The 26,343-nt window shown below is 72.6% G+C and carries 25 protein-coding genes; 15 read left to right on the top strand and 10 right to left on the bottom strand.

Annotated elements, in window-relative coordinates:
• Window positions 1-6: 6 nt before the first annotated feature.
• From HF576_RS06520 to HF576_RS06510, 3 genes are all read right to left on the bottom strand, one after another.
• The gene (locus HF576_RS06520) at window positions 7-474 is read right to left on the bottom strand and encodes an NfeD family protein (RefSeq protein WP_168911895.1); all 468 of its coding nucleotides are present in this window, start codon (window positions 472-474) and stop codon (window positions 7-9) included.
• A 91-nt stretch (window positions 475-565) separates the two neighbouring features.
• Window positions 566-988: a DUF1801 domain-containing protein gene (locus HF576_RS06515; protein ID WP_168911894.1), complete on the bottom strand. Its 423-nt coding sequence runs from the start codon at window positions 986-988 to the stop codon at window positions 566-568.
• The gene (locus tag HF576_RS06510) at window positions 985-1,557 is read right to left on the bottom strand and encodes an HhH-GPD-type base excision DNA repair protein (protein ID WP_168911893.1); all 573 of its coding nucleotides are present in this window, start codon (window positions 1,555-1,557) and stop codon (window positions 985-987) included. Before HF576_RS06510 ends, HF576_RS06515 begins: the two co-directional genes overlap by 4 nt.
• Window positions 1,558-1,665: 108 nt before the next feature.
• Between HF576_RS06510 and HF576_RS06505 the strand changes: the two genes are divergently transcribed.
• The 11 genes from HF576_RS06505 to HF576_RS06455 all read left to right on the top strand — a co-directional run bounded on the left by HF576_RS06505 (window position 1,666) and on the right by HF576_RS06455 (window position 14,143).
• Complete coding sequence (locus HF576_RS06505; RefSeq protein ID WP_168911892.1) at window positions 1,666-4,059, top strand: FtsX-like permease family protein; 2,394 nt, start codon at window positions 1,666-1,668, stop codon at window positions 4,057-4,059.
• The gene (locus tag HF576_RS06500; RefSeq protein WP_168911891.1) at window positions 4,056-6,770 is read left to right on the top strand and encodes an FtsX-like permease family protein; all 2,715 of its coding nucleotides are present in this window, start codon (window positions 4,056-4,058) and stop codon (window positions 6,768-6,770) included. Before HF576_RS06505 ends, HF576_RS06500 begins: the two co-directional genes overlap by 4 nt.
• A gap of 4 nt (window positions 6,771-6,774) precedes the next feature.
• Window positions 6,775-7,728, top strand: a complete 954-nt coding sequence (locus HF576_RS06495; RefSeq protein ID WP_168911890.1) for an ABC transporter ATP-binding protein — start codon at window positions 6,775-6,777, stop codon at window positions 7,726-7,728.
• Complete coding sequence (locus HF576_RS06490) at window positions 7,725-8,543, top strand: ABC transporter ATP-binding protein (protein WP_168911889.1); 819 nt, start codon at window positions 7,725-7,727, stop codon at window positions 8,541-8,543. Before HF576_RS06495 ends, HF576_RS06490 begins: the two co-directional genes overlap by 4 nt.
• Window positions 8,544-8,591: 48 nt before the next feature.
• Window positions 8,592-10,244, top strand: a complete 1,653-nt coding sequence (locus HF576_RS06485; RefSeq protein WP_168911888.1) for a protoporphyrinogen/coproporphyrinogen oxidase — start codon at window positions 8,592-8,594, stop codon at window positions 10,242-10,244.
• Window positions 10,245-10,345: 101 nt separating this feature from the next.
• Complete coding sequence (locus tag HF576_RS06480; protein ID WP_168911887.1) at window positions 10,346-10,732, top strand: hypothetical protein; 387 nt, start codon at window positions 10,346-10,348, stop codon at window positions 10,730-10,732.
• Window position 10,733: 1 nt separating this feature from the next.
• Complete coding sequence (locus tag HF576_RS06475) at window positions 10,734-11,135, top strand: phage holin family protein (protein WP_168911886.1); 402 nt, start codon at window positions 10,734-10,736, stop codon at window positions 11,133-11,135.
• On the top strand, window positions 11,125-11,403 hold the full coding sequence (locus tag HF576_RS06470; protein WP_168911885.1) for a hypothetical protein: 279 nt from the start codon (window positions 11,125-11,127) through the stop codon (window positions 11,401-11,403). Before HF576_RS06475 ends, HF576_RS06470 begins: the two co-directional genes overlap by 11 nt.
• A gap of 175 nt (window positions 11,404-11,578) precedes the next feature.
• The gene (locus tag HF576_RS06465) at window positions 11,579-12,418 is read left to right on the top strand and encodes a uroporphyrinogen-III synthase (RefSeq protein WP_168911884.1); all 840 of its coding nucleotides are present in this window, start codon (window positions 11,579-11,581) and stop codon (window positions 12,416-12,418) included.
• Entirely contained in the window at window positions 12,415-13,398 is a 984-nt protein-coding gene (cofD, locus tag HF576_RS06460; RefSeq protein ID WP_168911883.1) for a 2-phospho-L-lactate transferase, read from the top strand. Before HF576_RS06465 ends, cofD begins: the two co-directional genes overlap by 4 nt.
• A 1-nt stretch (window position 13,399) precedes the next feature.
• Window positions 13,400-14,143: a sulfite exporter TauE/SafE family protein gene (locus HF576_RS06455; RefSeq protein ID WP_343234180.1), complete on the top strand. Its 744-nt coding sequence runs from the start codon at window positions 13,400-13,402 to the stop codon at window positions 14,141-14,143.
• 48 nt (window positions 14,144-14,191) lie between these two features.
• On the opposite strand, the gene HF576_RS06450 is transcribed toward HF576_RS06455, so the two are convergent.
• The 5 genes from HF576_RS06450 to cofG all read right to left on the bottom strand — a co-directional run bounded on the left by HF576_RS06450 (window position 14,192) and on the right by cofG (window position 20,367).
• Window positions 14,192-14,623, bottom strand: coding sequence for a cupin domain-containing protein (locus HF576_RS06450; RefSeq protein WP_168911881.1), 432 nt, complete (start codon window positions 14,621-14,623; stop codon window positions 14,192-14,194).
• Between the two features lie 74 nt (window positions 14,624-14,697).
• The gene (cofC, locus tag HF576_RS06445; RefSeq protein WP_343234179.1) at window positions 14,698-15,432 is read right to left on the bottom strand and encodes a 2-phospho-L-lactate guanylyltransferase; all 735 of its coding nucleotides are present in this window, start codon (window positions 15,430-15,432) and stop codon (window positions 14,698-14,700) included.
• The gene (fgd, locus tag HF576_RS06440; protein WP_168911880.1) at window positions 15,429-16,442 is read right to left on the bottom strand and encodes a glucose-6-phosphate dehydrogenase (coenzyme-F420); all 1,014 of its coding nucleotides are present in this window, start codon (window positions 16,440-16,442) and stop codon (window positions 15,429-15,431) included. Before fgd ends, cofC begins: the two co-directional genes overlap by 4 nt.
• Window positions 16,439-17,968, bottom strand: coding sequence for a flavin-containing monooxygenase (locus HF576_RS06435; protein ID WP_240948649.1), 1,530 nt, complete (start codon window positions 17,966-17,968; stop codon window positions 16,439-16,441). The genes fgd and HF576_RS06435 overlap by 4 nt, the downstream gene beginning before the upstream one ends.
• On the bottom strand, window positions 17,959-20,367 hold the full coding sequence (gene cofG / locus HF576_RS06430; RefSeq protein WP_425522982.1) for a 7,8-didemethyl-8-hydroxy-5-deazariboflavin synthase CofG: 2,409 nt from the start codon (window positions 20,365-20,367) through the stop codon (window positions 17,959-17,961). The genes HF576_RS06435 and cofG overlap by 10 nt, the downstream gene beginning before the upstream one ends.
• 112 nt (window positions 20,368-20,479) lie before the next feature.
• Between cofG and HF576_RS06425 the strand changes: the two genes are divergently transcribed.
• Entirely contained in the window at window positions 20,480-20,944 is a 465-nt protein-coding gene (locus HF576_RS06425) for a hypothetical protein (RefSeq protein ID WP_168911878.1), read from the top strand.
• Window positions 20,945-21,100: 156 nt separating this feature from the next.
• Here the strand turns inward: HF576_RS06425 and HF576_RS06420 are convergent, their stop codons facing one another.
• Together HF576_RS06420 and HF576_RS06415 are read right to left on the bottom strand one after the other, a co-directional pair.
• On the bottom strand, window positions 21,101-21,916 hold the full coding sequence (locus HF576_RS06420; protein WP_168911877.1) for an ABC transporter permease: 816 nt from the start codon (window positions 21,914-21,916) through the stop codon (window positions 21,101-21,103).
• Entirely contained in the window at window positions 21,913-23,628 is a 1,716-nt protein-coding gene (locus HF576_RS06415) for an ABC transporter ATP-binding protein (RefSeq protein WP_168911876.1), read from the bottom strand. Before HF576_RS06415 ends, HF576_RS06420 begins: the two co-directional genes overlap by 4 nt.
• Window positions 23,629-23,754: 126 nt before the next feature.
• Between HF576_RS06415 and HF576_RS06410 the strand changes: the two genes are divergently transcribed.
• The 3 genes from HF576_RS06410 to HF576_RS06400 are packed head-to-tail and all read left to right on the top strand — an operon-like array spanning window position 23,755 to window position 26,287.
• Entirely contained in the window at window positions 23,755-24,846 is a 1,092-nt protein-coding gene (locus HF576_RS06410) for a 3-hydroxyisobutyryl-CoA hydrolase (RefSeq protein ID WP_168911875.1), read from the top strand.
• A gap of 2 nt (window positions 24,847-24,848) precedes the next feature.
• Entirely contained in the window at window positions 24,849-25,694 is an 846-nt protein-coding gene (locus HF576_RS06405; RefSeq protein ID WP_425522979.1) for an LssY C-terminal domain-containing protein, read from the top strand.
• A complete protein-coding gene (locus tag HF576_RS06400) occupies window positions 25,691-26,287 on the top strand; it encodes a hypothetical protein (RefSeq protein WP_240948648.1) in 597 nt (198 codons plus the stop codon). Before HF576_RS06405 ends, HF576_RS06400 begins: the two co-directional genes overlap by 4 nt.
• Window positions 26,288-26,343 lie beyond the last annotated feature (56 nt).

Genomic DNA, 26,343 nt, shown 5'->3' with positions numbered 1-26,343 from the left:
TGGAGGTTATTCGGCGACGACTTTGACGCGCGTGCCCGAGTGCTCGACGACGCGGATGCGGACGCCTTCGGGAATGGGGGCGTCCGAGTACGCGAGGCGCCGCTCGACCTCGCCGGGTCCGTCGAGGCTCACCTCGCCGCCGGCGGGCGAGATGTCGGACCGGGAGACGCCGCTGAGCCCCATCGCCGAGAGGGGGACGCCGTCGGACGAGCGCGTCAGCCGCTTCACGAAGAACACGGCGACGAGGTAGGCGAGCGCGGCCAGCACCGCCGCGAGGACGTACGCCCACACGGTGTCGAGCCCGGCCGTGTACGTCAGGACGCCGGATGCCCCGAACACGACGGCCGCGACGCCCAAGGCGGTACCCGAGATGGCGCCGTCGCCGATCTCGAAGTGGTCGAAGATGTCGCCGACGATGAGCGAGATCAGCAGGACGGCGAGGCCGATCCCACCGACGATGAGGAAGGGCAGCATGTGGACTCCACGGCGAGGGGCGGGTGCCCCCACCCTATCGACGGGCGCCGCTGCCGTGCGGACCTGTGGAGAAAGCGATCCGCCGCGCCGGTCAATCCGTGACGGTGAAGGTGACGTTCTCGACGTCTCCTTCGAGGACTCGCCGGTAGTCCTGCTCGATGATGTCCCGCAGGACTCGGGTGTCGACCGTCTCGAGATCCTTGAGGTACAGGCATCCGACGCCGGTCTCGTGCGGTCCGAGTTCCGCGAGCTGCGGCGAGTGCTCGGCGGTGCTGAGCAGGTACAGGGTGGTCGCCTGCTTGCGAGGCGCGAACCCGGCGATGGGCGCGTCCCCCTCGGTGCCGGTCGGGTAGCGGTAGTGGCATGAGCCGAACCCGATGATCGTGCCCCACAGCTCGGGATCGCGGCCGGTCACCTCCGACATGAGGGCGATCATGGTCTCGGCATCCCGCTGTCGTTTGGCGGGCGTCACTCCCGCGACGAACGCGGCGACGCTGCCACCGGTCTTCTTCATGCCTTCTCCTTCGCGGCGGCCTTCACCGCGCGCTTGTGCTCGCGCACGAGAGCGAGCGACTCGGGCGACACGATGTCGGCGACGCTGCGATGCGAGCCGTCCTCGCCGTACGGAGCGGATGCCTCGCGCCAGCCGTCGCCGGTGAATCCGTACTGCTTGCCGAGCAGCGCCAGGAAGATCTTCGCCTTCTGCTCGCCGAAGCCCGGAAGCGTCTTCAGCCGCTTGAGCACCGTCGGCCCGTCCGGTTCGTCACGGCGCCAGATCGCGGCGGCGTCGCCCGCCCAGTCCTGTTCGATCGCTGCGCACAGCGCCTGCACGCGACCGGCCATGGACCCCGGGAACCGGTGCACCGCCGGGGTCGCCTTGAACAGCTCGGCGAACGCGTCCGGATCGAACGAGGCCAGCGCCGAAGCATCCAGCGTCCCTGCGCGCTCCGCGATCTTGAGCGGACCGGCGAAGGCGGTCTCCATCGCGACCTGCTGATCCAGCAGCATGCCGATGAGCAGTGCGAGCGGGTCGTCGGTCAGCAGCTGATCGGCGGCGGCATCGCCCGTGATGTGCAGCGTCATGTGCCCAGTCTCGCACCGCCGCTGTGGGTAAGTCACGGCGCACGTGAGGCGGTCGGATAAGTTGGCAGGATCACGTCAGCGCCCGACGAACCGCGGAGGACCGAGCCCATGCCCGATCGCCGCGCGCTCTCGTCGGCCCGCCTGCTCGCGGTCCGGGCGCGTGCGCGGTCCGGTCTGCTGGCCAGTGCCGCTGCGACCGTCGCCGTCGCGATCGCCACCGTCTGCCTTGTGCTCGCCTGGCTCGCCCGGGCGGTCGCCGTCGCGGGCGATCCGCCCCCTCCCGGCGTGCCGGCCGAAGAGGTCGCCGCCCAGGTCGAGGCAGGCGCCACGGCGCTGGCTTCCGCGTCGCCGGCCCTCGTGCTCCTCGTCGTGCTTCTCGCGGGCACCGCCGTCGCCCAGCTGGCGGGCCTCATCGCCGCGGCGCGCGAGCACGAGACGGCCGCGATCCGCGCTCGCGGGTTCTCACGGGCGCAGGCGTGGCTGGCGGATGCCGCAGAGGGCGTCGCCCCCGCGCTCGCGGGCGCGGTGGCGGGGGTGATCCTCGCCGTCGTCGTCTCGCTTCTCGCGGGCGCGGCTGTTGCCGATGTGCTCGCTCAGTGGCTGTGGGCGACGGGGACAGCGCTCGCCCTCGCCGCGGTGTTCGCGGTCGCACTGCGTCGCGGCGAGCGCCGCCGCACCTCCGCCCGCGGTGCGCGGACGACCGCCGCGGCGCTCGTCGTGCTGGTGCTCCTGGCCTCCGCGCTCGTCGTCTGGCAGCTGCCGCTCGCGCGCGGCGCCGGCTTCGACCCGATCGTCGCGGTCGCTCCGGCGGTGGTGCTCATGGCCGGCGCGATCGTCGCGCTGGCGGTGTTCGGCGCCGCCGCCGTCGCGTGGTCGCGACCAGCCGCGGCGGCTGCGGGTCTGGAGCCGGGCTACCCGGCACGGCAGGTGGCCCGCCGCATCCCGATCTATGCCGCCGCCGTGGTGCTGGTGGCGCTCACTGTGGCGCAGGCGGTGTTCACGTCCGCCTACGGTGCGACGTGGCAGACGATGACCACCGACTCCGCAGCGGTGCGGGCAGGCGCCGACCTTCGCGTCGACACGGCGCCGCAGACGGTCGACTCCGAAGACGTGGCCGTCTCCAGCGACGTGGAGGGGGTGGATGCTGCCGCCTCCGCCCTCGTGACCCCGGTCGAGATCGGCTCGACCGAGGCGCAGCTCGTCGCGGTGCCGTCCGAGGCGATCGAGCCCGTGGTCGCCTCGGCGGGCGGGCTCATCGACAAGGAAGCGCTCGCCGCAGCGGTCACCGCCGGGGGCACGGAGGTCGTCGCGTCGGAGCCGGTGCCGCTCGGCGATGCCGCGACCGGGCTGGCGGTCACCGCGACGCTGATGTCCTCGTCGCAGACCGTCGGCGCTGTGTCACTCCACGCGCTGCTGCTCGACGGCACGGGCACGCCGGAAGCGGTCTCGCTCGAGGGCGAGCTGGCGGTGGACGGCGAAGGCACGGTGACACTCGCCGCTGATGCGGAACTGCCCGCCGGTGCCGCGCCGTGGCGTCTGGCCGCTCTTCTCGCCTCGTCCGGTCCGAGCATGGCCGGCGCCGAGGTCGTGGTGACGATCGCGGGCATCGAGGCGGTGGGCGCCGGTCCGCTCGAGATCGCGGGACAGACCGTGCTCGACGGGGGCGGCGACGATGCGGTCGTGTGGCTCGGCGACGGTGGCGTCCTCGCCGACGCGCCTGCGATCGAGGATGCCGCGCTTCCGCCCGTGGCGGCCGTGGTCACGTCGGCGCTCGCGTCCCGCCTCGGGATCGGCGTGGGCGATCCCGTCGAATTCCGCTACGCCGGCACCGGACGCCAGGGTGGCGCGGTCGTGTCGTCCGTGGTGGCGGCGGTGCCCGGGGCGACCTCGGAGCTCGCGCTGTTCGTGCCGATGGAGACGCTCCTGATCTCACAGCTGCAGCGCGGCACATCGATCGTGCCGCCGGGCTCGGTGTGGGCCGCGGGTGACCCGTCGGCCGACGACGAGCTGAGCGCCGCGCTGCGCGACCGGCCGGTCACGACATCCGCTCCCGGCGTGACCGCGAGCGTCGTGGGCGCCCTCGTTCCCGGGTGGTGGATCGCCACCGCAGGCTCGGCCGTGCTGTCGCTGGTCGCGGCGTTCGCGATCGTGCAGACGCTCGCCATCGCGCGGCGCCGCGAGCTCGGGGTCCTCCGCGCGCTCGGCGTCGGGCATCGACGCCAGGCCCGCATGCGCGCGGCCGAGCTCGGCGGGGTGTTCGGCGCGGCCGTGCTGCTCGGCGCGGCGGCCGGAGGGCTCGTGTCGTGGCTGATCGTGCCCGAGCTCGTGCGCGCCGTGACCCCCGGCATCCTGTCGATCGTGGGCGGGGTGACGATCGCGTGGGTCCCGCTCGCAGCGGCGGTGGCGGCGCTCGTCGCTGGTCTCGCGGTGATCGTGGCAGCGGCCGCGGCAGGCGTCGGGCGGGCGGCGCGATCGGCGACGGTGGGGGAGGAGTCCCGATGACCCGTCGCGTGTCGACCCGTGCTCTCGTCGCGCACCATCTGCGCTCCCGTGCGGGCGGCGGTGCGATCGTCGCAGCGCTCGTCTTCGTGCTCGCGCTCCTCGCGACGGCTGCGCCGATCGCGCTGGGACTGCTCGGGGATGCCGCGCTGCGCGACCGGCTCGACGGTGTGCCGGCGACCGAGCGTGACGTGGTGTCGAGCTCGGTGGGCGTCCCCCAGATCTCGGACGTGAGCGACCCGCTCACGACCGACGGCATATGGGACTCGTTCCTCGAGGCCCTCGACGGCATCCGGGAGTCCGCTGAGGAACCGCTGCCGGAGCTGCTCGGGGAGGCGCACGCCATCAGCCGTACGTCTGAGCACGGTCTCGAGGAAACGCAGACCCGGGAGCTGGAGGTCGCGTTCTCACCCCAGTACGAGGGCCACGTCCGCGTGGTCGACGGGCGGCTTCCCGAGCCCGCCCCGGGCTTCGAGAACCTGACGCAAGCCGAGGCCTCGGCGGTGCGCCTGGAAGTCGTCCTCTCGGTCGCCACCGCCGCGGAGATGGAATGGGCGGTCGGAGACACCCGTTCGATGCGCACCTTCTCGAACACGGTGGAGTTCCTCCTCACGGGCACGTTCGAGGCAGTCGACGCGTCGGGCGACTACTGGCAACACGTCCCCTCGGTGCTCGAACCCAGCATCTTCGACGACGGCAACCGCCCCCGCGTCGTCACGGCCACGGCGTTCGCGCACCCGGCATCGCTGCCGTACGTCTATCTCTTCTCCACGTCGCAGACCACCGACACGTGGTATCCGCTCGACACCGACCGGATCGAGGCGCGTTCGGCGGCGCAGACCGCTGCAGCACTGAACAAGCTCACGGCCGTCTCGCACACGGTCGCCTCGTCAGCCGGCGGTCCGGCCGGCATCCTCGGCGTGAAGTTCGACGCCGACATCACCGGAGAGATCGAGCTCGCCCTGGCGCAGGAAGCCTCGACCGCCGGCGTGATCGCGATGCTGATCGCCGGACCGGTCGGCGTCGCCGCCGCCGTGCTGATCCTGGGATGCCGGCTGATCCTCGAGAGCCGCCGGCCGAGTCTGCGCCTGCTGTCGGCTCGCGGGACGTCGATCGCCCAGCTGCGCGGGCTGCTCGCGATCGAGGGTGTGTTCGTCGGTGCCATCCCCGCGATCCTCGGTGCCGCGGTGGCAGTCGTCGGAGGCTTGCTCCTCTTCGGGGCAGCGCCGGGCCCGGCGGCCCTGATCCCGGCGCTGCTGCTCGCGCTTGCGCCGGTCTCGATCCTCGCGGCGCTCGCCCCGTCGGTCGCCGAGCGTCAGGTGCGCACCGACCTCGGGCGCCGCGGCTCGCGGCTGCGGCTCATCGTCGAGGGCGCGGTCACCGTGCTCGCGCTGGTCGCTCTCGTCCTCCTCTTCCTCCGTGGCTACAGTGCCGGGGCCGACCCGCTGCTCGCCGCGACGCCGCTCCTCCTCGCCCTGGTCGCGTGCCTGCTGACGCTGCGCCTGTATCCGATCCCGCTGCGGGCGGTGCTCGGACGAGCGCGCGCGTCGGCGGGACTCGACGCCTTCCTCGGCTCGGCCCGCGCACTGCGCGAACCGTCGATCGGTCTCACGCCGGTGCTGGCGCTCGTGGTGGGCGTGTCGGTGGCGGTGTCTTCCGGCATCCTGCTGTCCGCCCTGCAGACCGGGATCACCGAGGCCTCGAACGCCCAGGTCGGCGCGGACGTGCGGGTCAGCGGCGCGGGCTTCACCCGCGAGCAGCTCGACCAGGCGGCGGCCGTCGACGGGGTCGACGCTGCTGCCGGCATCTCGGGAGCCGAGCCCGAGACGCTCGACATCGGCGGCGTCAAGCGCGGCACGTCGGTGTTCGTCGTCGACGCGGCCGACCTGGCGGCCGCGCAGGGAGACGGACCCGGGATGCTGCCTCCCGGCGTCTCGCTCGAGCCCGTCGAGTCGGGCCCCATGCCGATCGTCGTCTCCGGATCGGTCGCCGACCTCATCGACGGCTCCGACGAAGTCGACCTGGGCGGAGTCGCGGCGGAGGTCGTCGGGGTGACGCGGGGACCGGTGCCCATCGGGACGAGAGAGAACTGGATCGCGATCGACTCCTCGTACGCCGAAGAGGTGCTCGGCCGGGATCCGTCCGACCGCACCCTCCTCGTCAGCCTCGCGCCGGGGGCACCGCGTGACGCGGTCGACTCCGAGCTGCGCGCCATCCTCGGTGCCGAGGTGCGCATCGACACCGCAGACGAGATCGCGGCCTCGATCCAGTCCAGCCCCGCCGTGCAGGGCGTCCGCGCCGCGTTGCTCGCGGCGACCGCGGTGGCGGCGCTGCTCAGCGCGCTCGCGATCGTCATGACCCTCACCCTCGCCGCCGCCCCGCGTGCGCGCGTGCTCGCGCTGCTGCGCACACTCGGCGCCCCGTCGCGCTCGGCCACGTCGCTCGCGCTGTGGGAGATCGGCCCGCCGGCCGTTGCCGCCGTCGTCGCCGGAACGGTCTTCGGCGCGCTCGTGCCCCTGGTCGTGCTGGCCGCCGTCGATCTGCGTCCGTTCACCGGCTCGTCCGTCGCGCCGGCGTACCAGGTGGACGGCGGGATGCTGGCGCTCACACTGGGCGGCTTCATCGCGCTCGCCGTGCTGCTCACCGCGATCGCCTTGCTGGTGTCGCGCCGTATCCGTGCTGCGGGCGCACTGCGCACCGTGGAGGAAGGATAGGACCATGGCCGCTCTCCCGGACGCCGACATCCTGTGCGTGGATCTCGTGCGCATCTTCAAGGTGCAGGCGGCGAACGGCGCCGGCGTCGAGGTGCAGGCGCTGCAGGGGCTGAACCTGCGCATCGACCCCGGCGAGCTCGTCGCCGTCGTCGGCGCCTCGGGTTCGGGCAAGTCGACGCTCCTGTCGATCCTGTCGAGCCTCGACCAGCCCACGGCCGGCGTGGCGTGGGTCGCCGGGCACGACCTGCTGACCATGAAGGAGAAGGAGCGCGTGGCGTTCCGACGCCGCAGCGTCGGGTTCGTGTGGCAGCAGACGTCGCGCAACCTGCTTCCCTACCTCTCCGCGAGCGAGAACGTGGCCGCGGCGCTCGCGATCACGGGCGAGGCGAAGGGTGCGGCAGCGCGACGCACGAGGGTCACGGAGCTGCTCGACCTGCTCGAGGTGTCGCACTGCGCCGACCGCCGTCCCCCGGAGATGTCGGGTGGCGAACAGCAGCGCGTCGCGATCGCGGTCGGGATCGCCAACCGCCCGCGCGTGCTCCTCGCCGACGAGCCCACCGGAGAGCTCGACGACACCACGAGCGCGCACGTCCTCGAGGCGATGCGCTCGGTCAACCGCGAGCTGGGCGTGACGACCCTCATCGTCACGCACGACCCGGCGGTCTCGGAGCACGTCGCCCGGACCGTGCAGATCCGCGACGGGCGCACGTCCACCGAGGTGCTGCGCTCCACGAGACTCGATGAGCACGGTGCCGAGCAGCACGTCGCCGAAGAGTACGCCGTGCTCGACCGCGTCGGCCGGCTGCAGCTGCCCGACGACTTCGTGGCGGCGCTCGACCTGCGCGAGCGCGTCCGCCTCGCGCTCGAGCCCGACCACGTCGGTGTCTGGCCCGGCCAGCAGGCCCGGCCCGAGGCATCCGTCTTCCCCGACGAACCGCCCACAGAGGAGCCCTCATGACCCTTGCCCTGCGCGGGGAGAAGCTCACCCGCACCTTCGCGTCGGCTGCCGGCGAGGTGCACGCGTGCGTCGACATCGACATCGAGGTCGCCGCGGGCGAGCTGGTCGTGGTGCGAGGCGCCTCGGGCGCCGGAAAGACGACGCTGCTGAACCTGCTCGGCGGCCTGGACCGGCCGACGTCGGGCAAGGTGTGGATCGGCGACGTCGAGGCCACCGCGCTCGACGAGGACGCCCTCGCCGAGCTGCGCCGCGAACGGCTGGGCTTCGTCTTCCAGTCGTTCGGACTCATCCCGATCCTCTCCGCCGCCGAGAACGTCGAGCTGCCGCTGCGGATCGTGAAGACGCCGCCCGCCGAGCGCGAGGAGCGCGTCGCCGAGGCATTGCGGCTCGTCGGTCTCGCCGATCACGCGGCGCAGCGCCCGACCGAGCTGTCCGGCGGCCAGCAGCAGCGCGTCGGCATCGCACGTGCGATCGCCGCGCGACCGCATGTGCTGATCGCGGACGAGCCGACGGGTCAGCTCGACTCCCGCACCGCCGCGACGGTCATGGATCTGATCAGCGAGCTCGTGCACTCCCAGGGCCTCGCGGCCATCGTCTCCACGCACGACCCGCTGCTCGTGCAGCGGGCCGATCGGGTCATCGAGCTGCACGACGGCCGCGTCACGTCGGTGGCCGGGGCGACGGCATCCGTCGCCGAATCCGCCGCCGTCGCGGAGACGGATGCCGCAGCCGAGCCCGCGACGGTCTCGGAGGAGCCCCCGCACGCTCCCCTCACCCGCGCCGAGGCGCGCGAGCAGCGCCGCTCCGCCGACTGACGCGGCGGCGCTCGACGCGCTCCGAGCGCGACCGGCACCGGTGGGAGGATGGATGCCGTGACCGGTGCGCCTGAACCCCTCGACGAACTGGTCGCCCACGCGCGTGAGACGCACGTCGTCGTGATCGGCGGCGGGATCGCGGGACTGGTGGCGGCGTGGGAGTGCGCCAAGCTCGGCATGGCGGTGACCCTGGTCGAGGCGTCCGGTCGTCTCGGCGGTGTCGTCGGCATGGCGGAGGTCGCGGGTCTCGAGCTCGAGACCGGCGCGACGTGCTTCTCGACGCGCGACGGCGTGGTGCGCCGGCTGATCGAGGAGGTCGACCCGGATGCCGTCATCGTGCGCCCCGGCGATGACCGCGAGTGGATCGCCGGGCTGCCGAAGGACGCCGCCGCTCCGCTGCCCCGCGAGAACGTGCTCGGCATCCCCGCGAATGCGTGGGATGAGAGCGTGCGGAACGTGATCGGCTGGGGCGGTGCGTGGCGTGCCTACCTCGACCGGCTGCGTCCGCCGCTCACGATCGGCTCGCAGCGCAGCCTCGGTCGCCTGGTGCGGGGCCGCATGGGCGCGCGGGTGCACGACCGCCTGGTCGCGCCGCTGAGCATCGACCGCTTCGGGCTGGCACCCGACGACGTCGACGTCGAGATCGCGGCGCCAGGTCTCAACCCGGCCCTCACCCGTACCGGATCGCTGGGCGCCGCGGTCTCGGAGCTGCGTCTCGGCGCCGACCGGGCGCCCGCGATCGAGGGCATCGACGGCGGAATGCCCAGGCTCGTCCACGCCCTGCACGAGAAGCTCGTCGGGCGAGGCGTCGACGTGCGCACCGGCACGCGCGCCGTCGGGCTCGAACGGTTGGACGCGCGCTGGACCGTGAAGCTCGAGCCGGACGCCGCGGGCGTGCAGGACGTTCAGGGGGCAGTCGCTGCGGGTTCGGGCGCGGGGTTGCCGCACGAGGTGCCCCCCGAAGCGCAGGGGCACGGCTCGGGCGCCGTTCAGGGGGCAGGCGCTGCGGGTTCGGGCGCGGGGTTCCCGCACGAGGTGCCCCCCGAAGCGGCGGGTGGCAGCGCGCGGGCGGCTCTCGTGGCCGACGCCGTCGTGGTCGCGACCGATGAGGAGAGCGCACGGATGCTCCTCGCCGGCCTTCTCGCGGACGAAGCCGTCGAATCGGCCGTGCCGGCGGGCATCGCTCGCGAGGTCGTGACCCTGGTCGTCGACGGATCCGAACTCGACGCGGCGTCGCGCGGCGTGCACGTGCACGCGGTGCCGGGCGCGTATCGAGCCGTCGGCGTGGCGCACGACACCGCGCGGTGGCCGTGGCTCGCGCAGGCGACGGGTCCGGGGCGTCACGTGGTGCGCGTCGCCTTCGGTGCCCCCGATGACCCGCCCGCGACGGCGGATCTGGACGACGCGGATGCTGCGGAACTGGCCCTGGCCGAAGCATCCGCCCTCCTCGGCGTGACGCTCGGCGCCGATCGCCTCGTGGGTGCGCACCGGGCACGGTTCACGCTCGCGCCGCCCGCGTCGGCGCGGGGCCGGCTCGACGCCGCCTCAGCGGTGCGGAGCCGGATCTCCCGCGCGAACGGAGTCGCGGCCGTCGGGGCGTGGCTGTCGGGCAGCGGGCTCGCGCAGGTCGTCTCCGACGCCCAGGACCAGGCCGATCGGCTGCGCCGCGCACTGCTCTTCGGGGCCGACGCGCGAGCGTGAGTGCGCTCTTTCCGCCCGTGTCAAGGGCGGATGCCGGAATCGGAATACAGGGCTACCCTGGGGAGATCGTCAGGTGCATCACCGAGTGTGAGGAGACCCCAATGAGGGGCAAAGCAGGACTCGTCGTCGGAATCGCCATCGGATACGTGCTCGGCACGCGCGCCGGCCGGGAACGCTATGAGCAGATCAAGGCCCAGTGGCTCAAGGTCTGGAACCTCGACCCGGTGCAGGAGCAGGTCGGCAAGGTCAAGGACTTCGCCAAGACGCAGGCGATGGCGCTTCCCTCCACCCTGTGGGACTCGGCAGTGAAGGTCGCGCAGGCCGCCGGTTCGAAGGGCACTCCCGGGCAGAAACTGGATGCCGCGATCAAGGCGGGCGAGGAATCGGCCGACGACGTCGGCCAGGCCGCCAAGAAGTCGGCGTCGGCCGTGAAGGACGCCGTCGACGAGGCCGTGGACGACGCCTCCGACGGTCGTGGCGGAGCATGACATGACGACGCCGCGTGGATTCCGCGACCGCGCGGATGACGGTCTGCTGACCCTGCTCGGCGAGATCCCGGAACTCATCCGCAACCTCGTCATCGCCGAGATCGACGCCGCCAAGGTGTGGCTCTCGCGCACCGCGAAGGACGGTGGCTGGGGTGCCCTGTGGGTGTTCGCCGCTCTGTTCGTGCTCTTCTGGTCGGTGCCCGCGCTGGGAACCTGGGCCATCGCCGGCCTGTCGTCGTGGTGGCCGGTGTGGCTGTCGGCGCTCGTCGTCTTCTTCGCGATGCTGATCGTCGCCGTCTTCCTGGCGCTGCTCGGCATCCTCCGCTTCCGCAAGATCGGCAAGCGCCAGAACCCCGCCCAGTCGATCGCCCAGGATGTGAAGGAGGTGCGCGATGAGCTCTGACGCGCCCGTGCCGGTGCCCCGCACCGCCGTGCCGCTCGGCATCGCCGACCCGGTCGAACAAGCCCGCGCCGAGCTGAAGGCGGCACTGGCCGCCATCGAAGAGAAGGCCAACGTGCCCAAGCGGCTCGGGATCGCCGTCGACGACGGCGTGACCAAGGCACGCGCGTTCCGGCGTCGCAACCCCGTCGCCGCCTCCGTGGCGGTCGTCGTCGGTGCCGTGGCGATCGGCGCCGCCGTCTGGGGAGTCGTCCGCCTGTACACACGCTGAACGGCCCCCGATCACACCTTTCGCGATGAGGGGTATGCTCGGGAGGCGAGGCAGTGCAATGGTGCGTATGCTGCCGACGCGCGAACCCGATTCAATCGCGCTTCGGCTGCTCGAACGTCCTGGGCGGCCGACTGAGCACCACGAGAGTCGACCCCTTCATGAACACCGCTACCCAATGAACGCCGGCGTGCAGCATCCCACCGCCAAGCCTTTGACCGGCTGGCGCGTTCTCGTGCCCCGAGGCGGGCCGTGGGGCGACGGCGTGGCCGCGTCCCTGCGGCGCCAGGGGGCGACGCCGGTGATCGCGCCGCTCATCAACTTCGCGCCCACGAACGACCAGGCCGCGCTCGAGCAGTCGCTCGCAGACCTCGCCGCCGGAGCCTTCGACTGGCTCACCGTCACGAGCGCCACGACCGTGGACGTGCTGTACGCCTACCGGGCGATCGTCCCGCCCAAGACGCGCGTGGCCGCGGTCGGCGAGACGACCGCTGCGGCACTGCTGGCCGTCGGCTACCGCGTCGACCTCGTCCCCGAGCAGGACAACTCCGCCGCCGGCATGGCCGAGCAGCTCATCGCCCTCGAGCCGGAGGCGCGCGACATCCTCACGCTGCGCAGCGAGATCGCCAAGCCCGTGCTGACCCGCAAGCTCTCCGAGGCGGGGCACCGGGTGCGCAGCGTCGTGGCCTACCGGACCGTGGGCGTGCCGGTCACCGAGCGCATCGCCGAAGATGTGCGCTCCGGCCGCATCAACGCGATCCTCGTCACGAGCGGGTCCGTCGCCGAGCAGGTCCACGCGCAGTTCCCCGACGTGCCCGAGACGACGCTGATCGCGGCGATCGGACCCCGCACCGCCAAGGACGCCAAGCGAGCCGGCCTCGAGGTCGACGTCGTCGCCCCGACGCAGACGGTCGACGCGCTGATCGATGCGGTCGCGACCTTCTCGCTGCCGCACGCGGCCGACGAGTTCGCGCCCCGCACCGGCGCGCTGCCGCTTCCGGGAGCCGACCGCCGTTGACCCGCCCGCCCCGCGTCGTCGTGCTCGCCGGTGGCGTCGGCGGCTCGAAGTTCGTCCTCGGCGTGCGCGGCGCACTGCGTGCCCGCGGCGACGACGACACGGCATCCGCCCTCACCGTGGTGGTCAACACCGGCGATGACCTCTGGCTCTCGGGTGTGCGGCTGCAGCCCGACGTGGACTCCGTGACCTACGCGCTCGCCGGCGTAAACGACAGCGAGCGTGGCTGGGGCCGCCGGGGGGACAGCGAGCGCGTGAACCACGAGCTCCAGCAGTGGGGCGCCGGCTGGCCCTGGTTCACCCTCGGTGATCTGGACCTCGGAACTCACCTGGCTCGCACCGGATGGCTGAGGGAGGGGCTGACACCGACCGCCGTGCTGGAGCGCATGTCGCACCGCTGGGACCTCGGCGCTCGCCTGCTGCCGATGACCGACGCCGAGGTCGACACGATCGTCGAGCTCGAAGACGGCGCGCGCCTTCACTTCCAGGAGTGGTGGACGCGGCACCGGGCGACCCTCCCGCCGGCCGGCTTCCACAACCCCGGGATCGACCGGGCCGCACCTGCTCCGGGCGTGCTCGAAGCCATCGCCGCCGCCGACGTGGTGCTCCTCGCGCCGTCGAACCCCGTCGTCTCGATCGGTCCGATCCTCGCGGTGCCCGGAATCCGCGATGCGCTCACCCGCACCCCCGCCCGCGTCGTCGGCGTCTCGCCGATCATCGGCGGCAAGGTCGTGCGGGGCATGGCGGACGTCTGCCTGACCGCGATCGGCGTCGAGACGTCCGCGGCCGCAGTCGCCGCGCACTACGGTGCGCGCGGCGCCGGTGGCCTGCTCGACGTGTGGCTCATCGCCGAGGAGGACGAGGCCGCCGCCGGCGACGTGGCCGGCCTCGGCATCCGTCCCCTCGTCACGCCGCTGTGGATGACGGATGCCGCGCGCTCCGCCGCCCTCGCCGAGACCGCGCTCGGCGCAGCCGACGTGTGACGTGCCCGAGCTGACCTGGTTCGCATGGGCGCTGCTCGCGCTCGCCGCGGTCATCGTGGGACTGTCGAAGACCGCCGTGCCCGGCGCCGGCACGCTCGCCGTCGCGATCTTCGCGGCCGTGCTGCCGGCACGGGAATCCACCGGCACACTCCTGCTGCTCCTGATCGTCGCCGACCTGTTCGCGGTGACGATGTACCGTCGGCACGCGAACTGGCGGGCGCTGCTGCGGCTTGCCCCGGCCGTCGTGGCCGGCGTGCTGCTGGGCGTCGTGTTCCTCGCGCTCGCCGGCGACATCTGGGTCAAGCGGACGATCGGCGTGATCCTGATCCTCGTCATCGCGATCACCCTGCTGCGCCGCCGCTTCGGCGCAGGGGTGTCGGACGACGGTCCCCACCGCGTCGCCGCCGCGATTTATGGTGCGCTCGGCGGCTTCACGACGATGGTCGCGAACGCCGCCGGGCCCGTCATGTCGATGTACTTCCTGGCGGCGCGGTTCCCGGTGAACGAGTTCCTCGGTACCGCCGCATGGTTCTTCGCGATCGTCAACCTGTTCAAGGTGCCGTTCTCGATCGGGCTCGGCATCATCACCCCGCCGGGCCTGCTGCTGGACCTCGTCCTGGTGCCGCTCGTGGTGGGCGGCGCGCTGGTCGGCCGGCGCCTGGCCGACCGGCTCGACCAGAAGCTCTTCGAGCGGCTCGTCATCGGCTTCACCATCGTCGGGGCGGTGTACCTGCTCGTCGCGTGACGACGCCGTGGGATGGGGCGAGGTCGCGGCCCCATCCCGCGAAGCGTCTCAGCTCCAGGGGGAGGGGCGTTCGGGCCCCCGTTCCCCGTCGTCGGGCAGGTGCGGCAGCTCGGTGCCGCCGGCGCGGATGCACAGCCACCGCAGCTGCTCGGGGCTGTCGGGCACCGCCCGCCACGTGCGCCACACGTCCTGACCCACGCGCACCACGGTGCCCGGGCCGACGTCGACGATGTCGTCGTCGAGGGCCATCTGGCCGCGGCCCGCGAGGAACACGTACAGCTCCTCGATGCGAGCGTGGCGGTGCCAGTAGCCGGCCTCCTCGCCGGGCTCGTAGGCGTTGGCCGTCATGCCGATGTACTGCATCGTGATGTCGTGATCGACGACCCGCCGTCCGTCGCGCGAGCTGTCGGGCCGGAACCCGCCGTAGTGCTCCCGCCACTCGTCGAGTCCGCCCATCTCCAGCACCTGGTAGTCGCTCATCCCGCCAGGCTATCGGCGGGCGGAGGGCGATGGCTCGATGATCCGGGCAAGCGCGGGAATGCCCGTGCGACGAATCAGCGGCGGGCAAGCAGGGCGGCGGTCCGGGGGCCGAGCCCCAGCGCCGAGGCCACGTCGAGCTGATCCGCGGTGTCCACGTCGCGACGCAGGGTCGAGGCATCCGGAATCTCGAGCGCCGTGCACCCGAGCGCGAGGTGCCGTGCGAACGACCCCTCGCCGAACGACGACTGCCACGCCGCACCAGGCGCCGCGGTGACCAGGGTCGAGCCGGTGCCCTCGGCGTCGGCGACCACGGAGCGGGGGACGGATGCCGCGGCCCGCAGCGCGTCGGCGAGGTCGGACGGTCGCAGCGCCGGCAGGTCGCCGAGGAGCGCGGCCCGCGGCATGCGCGCCGCCGGATCCATCGCGGCGACCCCGGTCGCGACCGCGGCGTCGAGTCCGCGGGCCTCGCCCTCGGGCACGAACCGCAGTGCCGGAATCGTGCCGGACTCACGAGCGAGCGCGGGATCGTTCGTCACGACCACGACCTGTGCCACCGCCTCGCACGCCGTCGCGGCCTCGAGGGTGTCCAGGGCGATCGCGTGCGCGAGTGCGGCGCGGTCGATGCCGGGCACGTCGAGGCGCGACTTGCCCCGTGCGGGCGGCTTCACGGGGACCACGACGATCCACCGCCTGCGCCATGACTCCGGATCGTCGCCCGTCCGCGCCGCCGACACGCCGGGATCGCGATGGCCGGGCGCCGTGCGATCCGGAGCCGCGACCCGCTGCGCCCGTCCGAACAGCCGCCTCACGCGCCGTACTTCGCGCGCAGTCGCGGCAGGATCTCCTCGCCGTACATGCGCAGGAATGTGGCCTGGTCGTGCCCGGGGTCGTGGAACACCAGATGGCGGAACCCGTGGTCGACGTACCAGCCGATGCGCTCGACGTGCTCGTCGGGATCGGTCGACACGATGAAGCGGGATGCTGCCCGCTCGATCGGCAGCTGCTCACCGAGGCGCTGCATCTCGACCGGGTCGTCGACGCCCATCTTCTCGTCGGGCGTCAGTGCGAGCGGAGCCCAGAACCGCGTCTTCTCGCGGGCCGCCTCCACGGAATGGTCGAACGAGACCTTCACCTCGATGAGCGTGTCGATGTCCTCGCGCGTGCGGCCGGCCTTCGCCAGGCCCTCGTCGAGCGCCGGAAGGAGCGTCTCGGTGTACAGCTCCGGCTTCTTGCCCGAGGTGGTGATGAAGCCGTCGGCGGTGCGCCCGGCCAGCCGGGTCGCGGCCGGACCTGCGGCGCCGATGTAGATCGGCACCGGCTCGTCGAGCTTGTCGTAGATCGTGATGTTGCGCGCGGTGTAGTACGTGCCGTCGAACGTGACGCGGTCCTCGGACCACAGCCGACGAATGAGCCCGATCGCCTCCTTCAGCCGCTGGAACCGCTCCGGCGGACCGGGCCACGCGATTCCGAGGTTCGCCTCGTTGAGCGCCTCTCCCGTGCCCACGCCGAGGATCACACGGCCGGGGTACAGCACGCCGAGCGTCGCGAAGTCCTGCGCGACGACGGTCGGGTTGTAGCGGAAGGTCGGGGTCAGCACCGATGTCCCGATCAGGACCCGCGACGTCTTGGCGCCCAGTGCGCCGAGCCAGGGAACGGATGCCGGGGCGTGGCCGCCCTCGTGCAGCCAGGGCTGCAGGTGGTCGGAGATGAAGACCGAGTCGAAGCCGACCTCTTCGGCGAGAACGGCGTAGTCGAGCAGCTCGGCCGGGCCGAACTGCTCGGCGGAGGCCTTGTATCCGAAACGCAGCGGGACGGTCATGCGACTCCTTCGAGCGGGGCGCGCAGCGCCGAGGGGACGGGAAGCGGAACGGGGCCGGGCAGGAACTCCGAGCCGTCCGCGCGGGACAGGCGCGCCCGGAACGCATCGACGGTACCCGGCCACAGCAGGGTGAGACGGCCGGAGCGTCCGTCGACGTACCAGTTGCGGCATCCGCCGGTCATCCAGGGGGTGGATGCCGCCGCCGTGGCGATCTCATCGGTGTAGGCGAGCTCGGCGACCGGGTCGACCCGCAGCACACCTCCCACCGCGGCGCGGCGGTCGAGCACACGAGCCACGTACGCCGCCTGCTCCTCGATCATGAGCACGGAGGAGGAGTGGCCGAGCGACGCGTTGGGCCCGTTGAGCACGAACAGGTTGGGGAATCCGGCGACGACGGTCGAGCCGAACGAGGTCATGCCGCCCGACCAGTGCGCGGCGAGCCGCTGGCCGCCCTCGCCCACGACGAGCTCGGCGTACGGCTGCTGCGTCGACGCGAAGCCGGTCGCGAGCACGAGCGCGTCGACCTCGTGGCGCGTGCCGTCTGCCGCGATGACGGTCGAACCGTCGACCGCGGCGAGGGCCGACGGCACGAGGGTGACGGCGTCGGACGCGACGGCGGGGTAGAAATCGTCCGACAGCAGAACGCGCTTGCACCCGAACGCGTAGTCGGGCGTGAGTGCCGCGCGCAGCGCCGGGTCGGTCACGTGCGCCTCGAGGTGGGCGAGCGCCTCCGCGGTCGCGCGGGCGGAGGCGACGGCGTCTCCGGACCGCGACGCGAAGCGCGCCTCGCCCTCGGCGTAGAGGTCGGCGCGCAGGCGCGCGAGCTCGTCGGGATGCGCGGTGAAGCGGTCGCGGTCGGCCGCGGAGTATGCGGTCCCGCCGCGGGGCACAATCCACGCCGGGCTGCGCTGGAAGAGCGTCACGTGCGCCGCGTCGTGGGCGAGCTGCGGCACGATCTGCACGGCGCTCGCCCCGGTGCCGACGACGCCGACCCGCAGGCCGTCGAGAGGGGAGTCGTGGTCCCAGCGCGCCGAGTGGAAGAGCGGCCCCGGGAAGGTCTCGAGCCCGGCGATCGCGGGGATCGACGGCTCGGTCAGGCGGCCGCACGCCAGCACCAGCGCGTCCGCGACGACGGTGCCGGTCGAGGTCCCGATGCGCCACACCTCGTGCTCGGCATCCCAGTCCGCCCATTGCATCGCGGTGCCCAGGCGCAGGCGGTCGCCCAGGTGCTCCATCTCGACGACGTGCTCGAGGTAGGCATGGATCTCGTCGCCGCGTGCGAACGTGCCCGACCACGACGGGTTCGGGTGGGAGGCGAAGCCGTAGAGGTGCGACGGCACATCGCACGCGACCCCGGGGTACGTGTTGTCGCGCCACGTGCCGCCGACGGAGGTGCCGCGCTCGAGCATGACGAAGTCGTCGCGGCCGGTGCGCCGCAACGCGAGTGCCATGCCGATGCCGGCGAAGCCCGCGCCGACGATCGCCACTTCGACCCGTGCCGCCGTGCCGGCGACGGTCATCGCCATGCCGCCTTGCGGTCGGGCGCAGGCTCGCGGTAGTCGGTGGTCCGCTGGCGGAACGGCCGGAACAGGCGCCCGACGAGGGCCGCGGCATCCGTCACCGGCAGTTCGAGGCCGTGCTCGATGCCGGCTTCGGGTTTCACGCGGCCGTCGAGCAGCGTGCCGCCGAGGTCGTCGCCCCCGGACTGCAGCAGGACGGCGGATGCTTCGCGTCCGACGCGCGTCCACGGGATCTGGATGTGAGGGATGCTGCCCGAGAGGAGCAGCCGCGACACGGCCACCACCGCGCGGTGCTCGTCGAGCGGGCTGCGGCCGGCTACGAGCGGCACGCCGCCCGCGGGTCCGGGCAGAGGGATCGGCACGAACTCCGTGAAGCCTCGCGTGTCGGACTGGATCGCGCGCAGCCGGCGCAGGTGCTCGACGCGTTCGGCGGCGGTCTCGACGTGGCCGTAGAACAGGACGCCGGTCGAGCGGAGCCCCGCGCGATGCGCGGCGGTGATCCCGTCGATCCAGCGGTCGATCTCGAGGTCGCCGGGGGCGACGAGGCCGCGAACCCGTTCGCTCAGCACCTTGACGCCCGTGCCCGGCACGGTGTCGACGCCTGCCTCGCGCAGAGCGCTGAGAGCGCCGTCGAGGCCGTATCCGCCGCGGTCGGCGAGGTCCCGCACGTCCTGCGGGCGGTAGGCGTGCAGGTGGATGCGCGGGGTGGCGGCCTTCACGGCACGGGCGATGTCGAGATAGCGCTCGGGGCCCTCGGTGGCCGGCAGCAGGCCCTGCACGCACAGCTCCGTCGCGCCCAGCTCCCATGCGTCGGCCGCCACGGCGGCGACGTCGTCCATGGTGAAGGTCTGCGGGTCGGGGGTGGGACCGGGCCGAAGGCCGCTCGAGGTGAGGTTGCGGTTGACGACGAGGCTCACGGCCTCGCCGACCGTGTACCGGCGCACGTCGTCGGCCGTCGCCGCGAGCGCGTCGAGGTCGTCGCCGGTGGCCTCGAGCAGCGCCACCCACTCCGCGTCGTCGAGCGCCAGCGGGTCGGCCGCCGCGGACTCCGCGAGCCGCCGGATCCCTCCATCGGTGGACCCACCCCGCGGTTCGTTCGTCACCTGTGTACGCGAAACGCCGTCCGCGGCGTACACAGGTGACGAATGAACGAGGGGCGAGGGGGCGGGGGCGGAGGGGGCGGATGCCGCGGCCAGGCCGGTCGCGGCATCGGCGAGCGCGGCGACGGCCGGACGTAGAGCGGGGTCGATCCAGGTCTCGGCGTCGAGGACGAACTCGGGCTGCGCGGTGAGGCGCTCGCGAAGCTCGAAGCCCAGCTCGGAGGTCATGCGCGCGAGGTCGTCGAGGTGCGGCCACGGGCGCTCGGGGTTGACGTGGTCCGCCGTCAGCGGCGAGACCCCGCCCCAGTCGTCGGCACCGGCGCGCACGAGCAGCCCGAACTCGGCGGGATCCGAGAGGTTCGGCGGCACCTGGATCCGCATGTGCGGGCCCATCACCAGCCGTGCGACGGCGACGGCGGCGACGTACTCCCGCAGCTCGGCGTCGGGTGCGCCCTGCATCGCCGTGCGGGGCTTCGCGCGGAAGTTCTGCACGATGACCTCTTGCACATGCCCGTGCCGCTCGTGCGCGTCGCGGATGGCGACGAGCGAGTCCGCGCGGTCGCGCAGCGTCTCGCCGATGCCCACGAGGATCCCCGTCGTGAAGGGCACGTGCTCGCGCCCGGCGGCGTCGATCACTTCGAGACGCAGGTCGGGGTCCTTGTCGGGCGAGCCGAAGTGCACCTGGCCGGGCTCCTCGAAGAGCCGGCGAGAGGTCGTCTCGAGCATCATGCCCATCGAGGGAGCCGTGGGCCGCAGCATCCGGATCTCGTCCGCACTCATGACGCCCGGGTTCAGGTGCGCGAGCAGCCCTGTCTCAGCCGTCACCAGGCGTGCGATGTGGCCGACATAGTCGAGGGTCGATGCGAAGCCGTGCTCGTCGAGCCACGCGCGCGCCTCGGGCCAGCGGTCCTCCGGACGGTCGCCGAGGGTGAGCAGCACCTCTTTGCAGCCCATCGCCTGCCCCTGTCGCACGACGGCGAGCACCTGCTCGGGCGACATATACGCCGGCTTGTGCTTCTTGAGCAGCTGACCGGGGGTGTCGACGAACACGCAGTAGTGGCACCGGTCGCGGCACAGCGTGGTCAGCGGCACGAAGACCTTGCGCGAGTAGGTCAGGATTCCAGGGCGGCCGGATGCCGCGAGCCCCGCGTCGCGGACGGCTCCGGCAAGCTCGAGAAGCCGCTCGAAATCGGCGCCCGAGACCCCCAGCAGCGCCTCAGCGTCCGCGGCATCCGGGCGCTCGCCCGCGGCAGCGCGCGCCAACGCCTCGGCGGGTGCGGGGGTCGTGGTGACGGAGGGGGACACGGCGGTCACCGATCCAGTCTCGCACCGCGCACGCTGTCCAGGGTCGCGGATCGTTGCCCTCCTGTAAGCAAATGAGCCCGGATCGGCCCGGCAGCGCTGGCAGACTAGTGCCATGGTGACGCTGCTGCTCGACTCGACGCAGCTTGAGGTCGTGCTGTCGGGAGCCGAGCGCGCCATGGCATTCCGCAAGGGGAATGTGGCGATCGAGCGTTCCACCATCACGAAGGTGCAGCTGACCGAGGACGCCTGGACCTGGTTGCGCGGCGTCCCGAGCCCCGGCACCCACCTGAAGGGCGTCGTCGCGATGGGCACCTGGCGCTCCGCCGGCGGCGACGATTTCGCCGTGATCCGCCGCCGTCGTCCGAGCGTCGTGATCGATCTCGAGGGCCACCCCGAGTTCCAGCGGGTCATCGTGACGACCCGTCACGGGCTCGCGCTCGTGCAGGCGCTGCGTCTCGAGGTCGACGAGGAACCGGCGGATGTCGCCGACATCGCGTCCGAGACCGGCTCGACGCCCACGGCCCCTGCGAAGAAGTCGCGGCCGCGCAAGGCGCCCGCCCCCGCTCCCGCCGTCTGACCTCCCCGCGCATCCTCCGCTCCGCGCCAGCTCCCGCCCCCGCCCCGCCCCCGCGCCCGCTCCCCGCGCTCGCTCCCGCGCCGCCCCCGCTCCCGCCCGCGCGGTCCAGGTTTCGCAGGTTCGGGATGCCGTGAACCTGCGTTTCCTGGACCGATGTCAGCTGACGTCGCGCCGCCAGCTCAGCAGTTGTCCGAGCAGGATCAGCACGACGGCGTAAGCAAGCAGCACCAGCGCGCCGACCCACCACTCGAGCTGCACCAGCGAGCCCTCGGGCACGCCCATGAGGAACACGCTCGCGCCGACCAGCGCGTCGCTCGCCGCGCCGGGAAGGTACTGCGTGACGTTCGCGAGGCCGTCCACGAAGGACGACGCCGCCCGGCCGATCGGCTCGAGGAACTGCGTGAACACGAGCACCCCGACGATCGCGCCGACCTGGTTGCGCACCAGAGCGCCGACCCCGACGCCGATGAGCGTCCACAGGACGTAGGCCAGCAGCATCCGCCCGATCATCGCCCACGTGTCGATCGAGTCGAGCTGCGTGTCGAGCCCGAATGCCGCGAGGAAGGCGGCCGACGCGCCGACGGAGGCGACCGTGCCGATCGCGCCGAACAGCGCGCCCATGAGGACGCCGACCGCGAGTTTCGCGGCGAGCACACGCCCGCGGCGCGGAGTCGCGAGGAACGTGGGCGTCAGCGTCTTGTGGCGGAACTCGGCCGTCACCATGAGCGTCCCGATGAGCAGCGGGAAGACATAGCCCACTGCGGTCGCCGTGCTGTAGAGCACGGGGGCGAGGCCCTCCTCCGCCATCGGCGGTCCGTCGCCCAGAGCGCCGGTCGCGGCGGCGGCGAACACGCCGGCGAGCACCGACGCGGTGAAACCCACGTACACGACGAGGACGATCGCGAGGATCCACCACAGCGATGTCGTGAACTGCTTGGTGGTCTCGGCGCGCGTGGCCGCTGTGAGGCTCATCGCTGCTCACCGCCTTCGGCGTCGTCGCGCTGGTCGTGCTCGGTGTCGGCATCGGCATCGGCGACGCCGGACTCCGGTTCGGGAGGGGATGCCTCGACGCGTTCGCCGTCCGGTTCCGGTTCGGCCTCCGGCTCCGCCGCCTCGGCTTCAGGCGCGGGGGCGTTCACGGCGCCGGGTTCGGGTTCGGGCTCCTGCTCCGCCGTGGGGTCTGTGCCGGCGCCCTCCTCGGACGGCTCGGGGACCGATTCCTCCTCGTCGTCGAACCGTCCGAAGAAGCGGTCCGCCTCGACATCCGATTCCGTCTTGACGTGGTTCTCCCACGGGCGCTCGGACGACAGCTCCTCGTCGATCTCACCGAGGGCCTCGACGTCCTCGTCCGGGTCGGGCGGCAGGTCGCCCTGGGGGACGATGTCGATGATTCCGGTGCTCGCGACCGCGAACGACGCGTGCGCTTCCGCCGGAGGGGCGATTCCGGATGCCGCGTCCGCGGCGTCGTCGGGATCGTCCGCGGGCTGGGGAACGGGCTCGGGCGACTCGGTCGCCGCAGACTCGTCGTCCGCGGGCGTCTCGTCGCCCGTCGGCTCGGCCGGGGTGGCTTCGGTCACCGGCTCCGGCTCCGGCTCCGGTTCCGGTTCCACCACGGCAACGGGGGCGGCGTCGGTCTCCGGCTCGACGTCCGGCGCCTGCGCGGGCTCGCTGCCGGCCACGGCGTCCTCGCCGGGAACGGGTTCCGGTTCCGCCTCGGTGACCAGGACCGGGGTCCCTGCCGCCACGCCCTCCTCGACCATCGCGAGACCACCCGCCGCGCTGGCGTGCACGCGGGTGCCGTTGACCAGGTCGAGGAACACCTCCTCCAACGCCGGCCCGCGCCGCTGCAGCGACGACAGCGCCACGCCCGCCGCGGCTGCGGCGGCGCCGACGGCCACCGGATCCATCCCGCGCACCGTCAGGCCGGAGCGCAGGACTTCGAACCCCACACCGGCGCGCTCGAGGGCGGCCGTCAGTGCGGCCCGGTCGGGGGCGTCGACCACCGTCGCGTGCTCCGTGGGGTCGGAGAGCTCGTCGATCGTCCCCTGGAACACCAGCTGACCGCGCGAGATGATCAACAGCGCGTCGGCCGTCTGCTGAACCTCCGCCAGCTGGTGCGACGACACCAGGACGGTGCGCCCCTCGCGTGCCAGCTGCTGCAGGAAGCCGCGCATCCACCGGATGCCCTCGGGGTCGAGTCCGTTGGCGGGCTCGTCGAGCACGAGCACGCCGGGGTCTCCGAGCAGCGCGTATGCGAGCCCGAGGCGCTGCCGCATGCCGAGGGAGTATCCGCCGACCTTCCTGCCCGCGGCATCCGTCAATCCCACCAGCCCGAGCACCTCGTCGACGCGCGCCTTGCCCAGCCCCGCGGCCTGCGCGTAGATCTGCAGGTGGTTCGCCGCCGTGCGGCCGGGGTGGAAGCTGGAGGCCTCGAGCACGGCGCCCACGGAATGCAGGGGCTTCTCGATGCGGGCGTAGGGCACGCCGCCGATCGTCGCCGTGCCGTCGGTCGCGCGCACGAGGCCGAGGAGGATCCGCAGCGTCGTGGTCTTGCCGGCGCCGTTCGGCCCCAGGAATCCGGTGACGCGGCCGGGCTCGACGCGGGCCGTGAGCCCGGAGACAGCCGTGACGGCGCCGAAGCGCTTGGTGACGTTCGAGAACTCCAGCGACTGTCCGTGGGGCATGCCGAACCTCTCGTCATCGTGAGCCGATCCTCCCCATCATGGCGGAACACGCATGCACAGCGCGAGACGCTCCCTGCTGCATGCCTTGCGCTCGGCGCGGGGAGCGAGGGCGGTAACGTGGCGCTCGTGACCGATGCCGACGCCGAGCCCACCGTCCTCGCCCGCGCGAGCGGGGGACTGGGACAACTCACGCTCAACCGCCCGCGAGCCATCAACGCGCTCGACCTCGGCATGATCCGGCTGGCGCACGAGGCGCTGGACGCGTGGGAGCACGACACCGAGGTCGACATCGTGCTGCTCGACGGCGCCGGTGAGCGCGGGCTGTGCGCCGGCGGTGACGTTCGCGGGCTCGCCGAGCGCGTCAACGACGGGCGTGCCGAGGAGACCGCGCAGTTCTTCCGTGAGGAGTACGCACTCAACGCGCGCATCGCCGAATACCCCAAGCCGTTCGTCGCCTTCGCCGACGGCATCACCATGGGCGGCGGCATCGGGGTCGCCGGGCATGCCGCGATCCGCATCGTCACCGAGCGCTCGCAGCTGGCGATGCCCGAGACCCGCATCGGCTTCACCCCCGACGTGGGCGGAACCTGGCTGCTCGGCCGCGCGCCGGGGCGAGTGGGGGAGTATCTGGGGCTGACAGGAGCGGTGATGGATGCCTCCGACGCGGTCTACGCCGGATTCGCCGACCACTTCGTGCCCTCCGAGAATCTCGACGGCCTGCGTGATGCGCTCGAGACGCGTGCCGATCCGTCGAGCCCGACCGAGCTCGTGCTGCTCTTCGACGAGACGCCGCCCCCGCCGAAGCTGGCCGAGGCCCGCGCGTGGATCGACGACGCGTTCGCCGCTGAGACCGTGCCCGAGATCGTCGAGCGCCTGCGGGCGCTCTCGGCGGATCGGTCGTTGAGCGAGCGCCAGCGAGACGAAACGCGCGCCACGGCCGACCTGCTCGGCGAGCTGTCGCCGACCGGACTCGCCGTGACCCTCGCCTCGGTGCGCCGCTCGCGTGAGCTGCCCGGTCTGCGCGATGCGCTGGCGCAGGAGTACGGGCTCGTGATGTGGTTCGCGACGACCCAGCCTGACCTGCCCGAGGGCATTCGCGCGCAGGTCATCGACAAGGACCGTTCGCCGCGCTGGACCCCCGCGACGCTGGCGGAACTGGATCCGGATGCCGCGGCATCCGCCCTCGCCTTCCAGCCCGAGACGCCGCTCTGGGACTGAGCATGATGGACGACGAGAACCGCTCGCAGGCCCGTCGCCGGCGCGCGTACTCGGTCGGGATCGCGATCGACTGGTTCTTCTTCGTCTTCGCCGGCGTCGCCGCGCTGTGGCTGGCCTACCTGAGCTTCACCGAGACGTTCCACGTCGGCTGGTGGGGCATCCCGTTCTTCGTGGCCTTCTGGGTGCTGCTGGCGTACCTGGTGCTGCCGCGGCTGCACCGGATCCTCACCACGATCTACGTCCCCGACTACTTCATCGGCCGCACGCGGACCAGCGACGGGCTGCTCGGCGACCCGGTGAACCTCGCGTTCCTCGGCGAGGGCGAGCAGATCGAGACCGCGCTGCGCGAGGCGGGCTGGACGAAGGCGGATCCGGTGACGCTGGCATCGTCGTGGCGCATCATCACGTCGACGATCCAGCGGCGCAGCTATCACCAGGCGCCGGTCAGTCCGCTGTTCCTCTTCGGGCGCCAGCAGGACTTCGCCTACCAGCAGGAGGTCGACGGCAACCCGGCGCAGCGACATCACGTGCGGTTCTGGAAGTGCCCGGACGGGTGGCTGCTGCCGGGCGGCCGCCGCGTCGACTGGCTCGCCGCGGGCACGTTCGACACCAGCGTCGGGCTGTCGCTGTTCACGCTGCAGGTGACGCACCGCATCGACGCCGACACCGACGTCGAGCGCGATCACATCGTGTCGTCGATCCGGGATGCCGATCCCCGCGTCGTCGTGGATGTCATCGCCGACTTCGCCACCGGTTACCACGCCCGCAACGGCGGAGGCGACAGCATCCGCACCGACGGCGACCTGCCGATCGTCGACGTCCGCGCGCTCTCGGCGGTGGACGCATGAGCGCCGTGCCGGGCGGTTCGGCGCCCGATATGCCCGGCGCGTCCGAGCCCGTGCAGTCCGCGTCGCCGTCGCCGCAGCCGATCGTGCAGCCGGAGAAGCGCCCGGCGTACGAGCCGGCCGCGCGGCTGCTCACCCCCACGGGATTCGCGCCCGACATGCCGCGGCCCGCCAGCACCGTCGCAGGTGCGGCGCTCGTGCTACTGCGGGTGCTGGCGGGTGTCGCCGTGCTCGTCGGGATCGCCACCGGCTGGGACGCGCTGCTGGCCGACCCCGACTCGGTGCTGGACGGCTTCGATCCCAGCCCGGAGGGGAGCCGGGCGGCACTGTGGTTCGTGCTCGCAGCGGGAGGCACGGTGCTGCTGGTCGATCTGCTGCTGGCGATCTTCGTGTTCCTCGGCCGCAACTGGGCGCGCGTGATCGTCATGGTGATCGCGGCACTGTCGATCGGCACGTCGTTCGTCGCGTGGTGGGCGCAGGGGCAGGAGATCGAGATCCACACCACATTCCTCTCCCTGAGCCTCGACATCCTCGTGCTGCTCGCGCTGTCGAGCCGCAGCGCGGCCGCATACGCCCGCCGGCACGAGCGGCGCTGAGAGCCACCCCGTCGTAGGTGTCGTAATCTGAACCTCCGGCCGCGTCCGCGTGGCGG

The sequence above is a fragment of the Microbacterium salsuginis genome, assembly GCF_012524205.1.
Lineage (GTDB): Bacteria > Actinomycetota > Actinomycetes > Actinomycetales > Microbacteriaceae > Microbacterium > Microbacterium salsuginis.
The sequence above is the reverse complement of the archived record's forward strand: the minus strand, read 5'-3'. Positions and strand labels throughout refer to the sequence as shown.

Bases quoted from the DNA above. Each gene is read 5' to 3' on its own strand.
- HF576_RS06520 (WP_168911895.1), bottom strand. From the start codon at position 474: ATGCTGCCCTTCCTCATCGTCGGTGGGATCGGCCTCGCCGTCCTGCTG.
- HF576_RS06515 (WP_168911894.1), bottom strand. From the start codon at position 988: ATGAAGAAGACCGGTGGCAGCGTCGCCGCGTTCGTCGCGGGAGTGACG.
- HF576_RS06510 (WP_168911893.1), bottom strand. From the start codon at position 1,557: ATGACGCTGCACATCACGGGCGATGCCGCCGCCGATCAGCTGCTGACC.
- HF576_RS06505 (WP_168911892.1), top strand. From the start codon at position 1,666: ATGCCCGATCGCCGCGCGCTCTCGTCGGCCCGCCTGCTCGCGGTCCGG.
- HF576_RS06500 (WP_168911891.1), top strand. From the start codon at position 4,056: ATGACCCGTCGCGTGTCGACCCGTGCTCTCGTCGCGCACCATCTGCGC.
- HF576_RS06495 (WP_168911890.1), top strand. From the start codon at position 6,775: ATGGCCGCTCTCCCGGACGCCGACATCCTGTGCGTGGATCTCGTGCGC.
- HF576_RS06490 (WP_168911889.1), top strand. From the start codon at position 7,725: ATGACCCTTGCCCTGCGCGGGGAGAAGCTCACCCGCACCTTCGCGTCG.
- HF576_RS06485 (WP_168911888.1), top strand. From the start codon at position 8,592: ATGGATGCCGTGACCGGTGCGCCTGAACCCCTCGACGAACTGGTCGCC.
- HF576_RS06480 (WP_168911887.1), top strand. From the start codon at position 10,346: ATGAGGGGCAAAGCAGGACTCGTCGTCGGAATCGCCATCGGATACGTG.
- HF576_RS06475 (WP_168911886.1), top strand. From the start codon at position 10,734: ATGACGACGCCGCGTGGATTCCGCGACCGCGCGGATGACGGTCTGCTG.
- HF576_RS06470 (WP_168911885.1), top strand. From the start codon at position 11,125: ATGAGCTCTGACGCGCCCGTGCCGGTGCCCCGCACCGCCGTGCCGCTC.
- HF576_RS06465 (WP_168911884.1), top strand. From the start codon at position 11,579: ATGAACGCCGGCGTGCAGCATCCCACCGCCAAGCCTTTGACCGGCTGG.
- HF576_RS06450 (WP_168911881.1), bottom strand. From the start codon at position 14,623: ATGAGCGACTACCAGGTGCTGGAGATGGGCGGACTCGACGAGTGGCGG.
- fgd (WP_168911880.1), bottom strand. From the start codon at position 16,442: ATGACCGTCCCGCTGCGTTTCGGATACAAGGCCTCCGCCGAGCAGTTC.
- HF576_RS06435 (WP_240948649.1), bottom strand. From the start codon at position 17,968: ATGGCGATGACCGTCGCCGGCACGGCGGCACGGGTCGAAGTGGCGATC.
- HF576_RS06425 (WP_168911878.1), top strand. From the start codon at position 20,480: ATGGTGACGCTGCTGCTCGACTCGACGCAGCTTGAGGTCGTGCTGTCG.
- HF576_RS06420 (WP_168911877.1), bottom strand. From the start codon at position 21,916: ATGAGCCTCACAGCGGCCACGCGCGCCGAGACCACCAAGCAGTTCACG.
- HF576_RS06415 (WP_168911876.1), bottom strand. From the start codon at position 23,628: ATGCCCCACGGACAGTCGCTGGAGTTCTCGAACGTCACCAAGCGCTTC.
- HF576_RS06405 (WP_425522979.1), top strand. From the start codon at position 24,849: ATGATGGACGACGAGAACCGCTCGCAGGCCCGTCGCCGGCGCGCGTAC.
- HF576_RS06400 (WP_240948648.1), top strand. From the start codon at position 25,691: ATGAGCGCCGTGCCGGGCGGTTCGGCGCCCGATATGCCCGGCGCGTCC.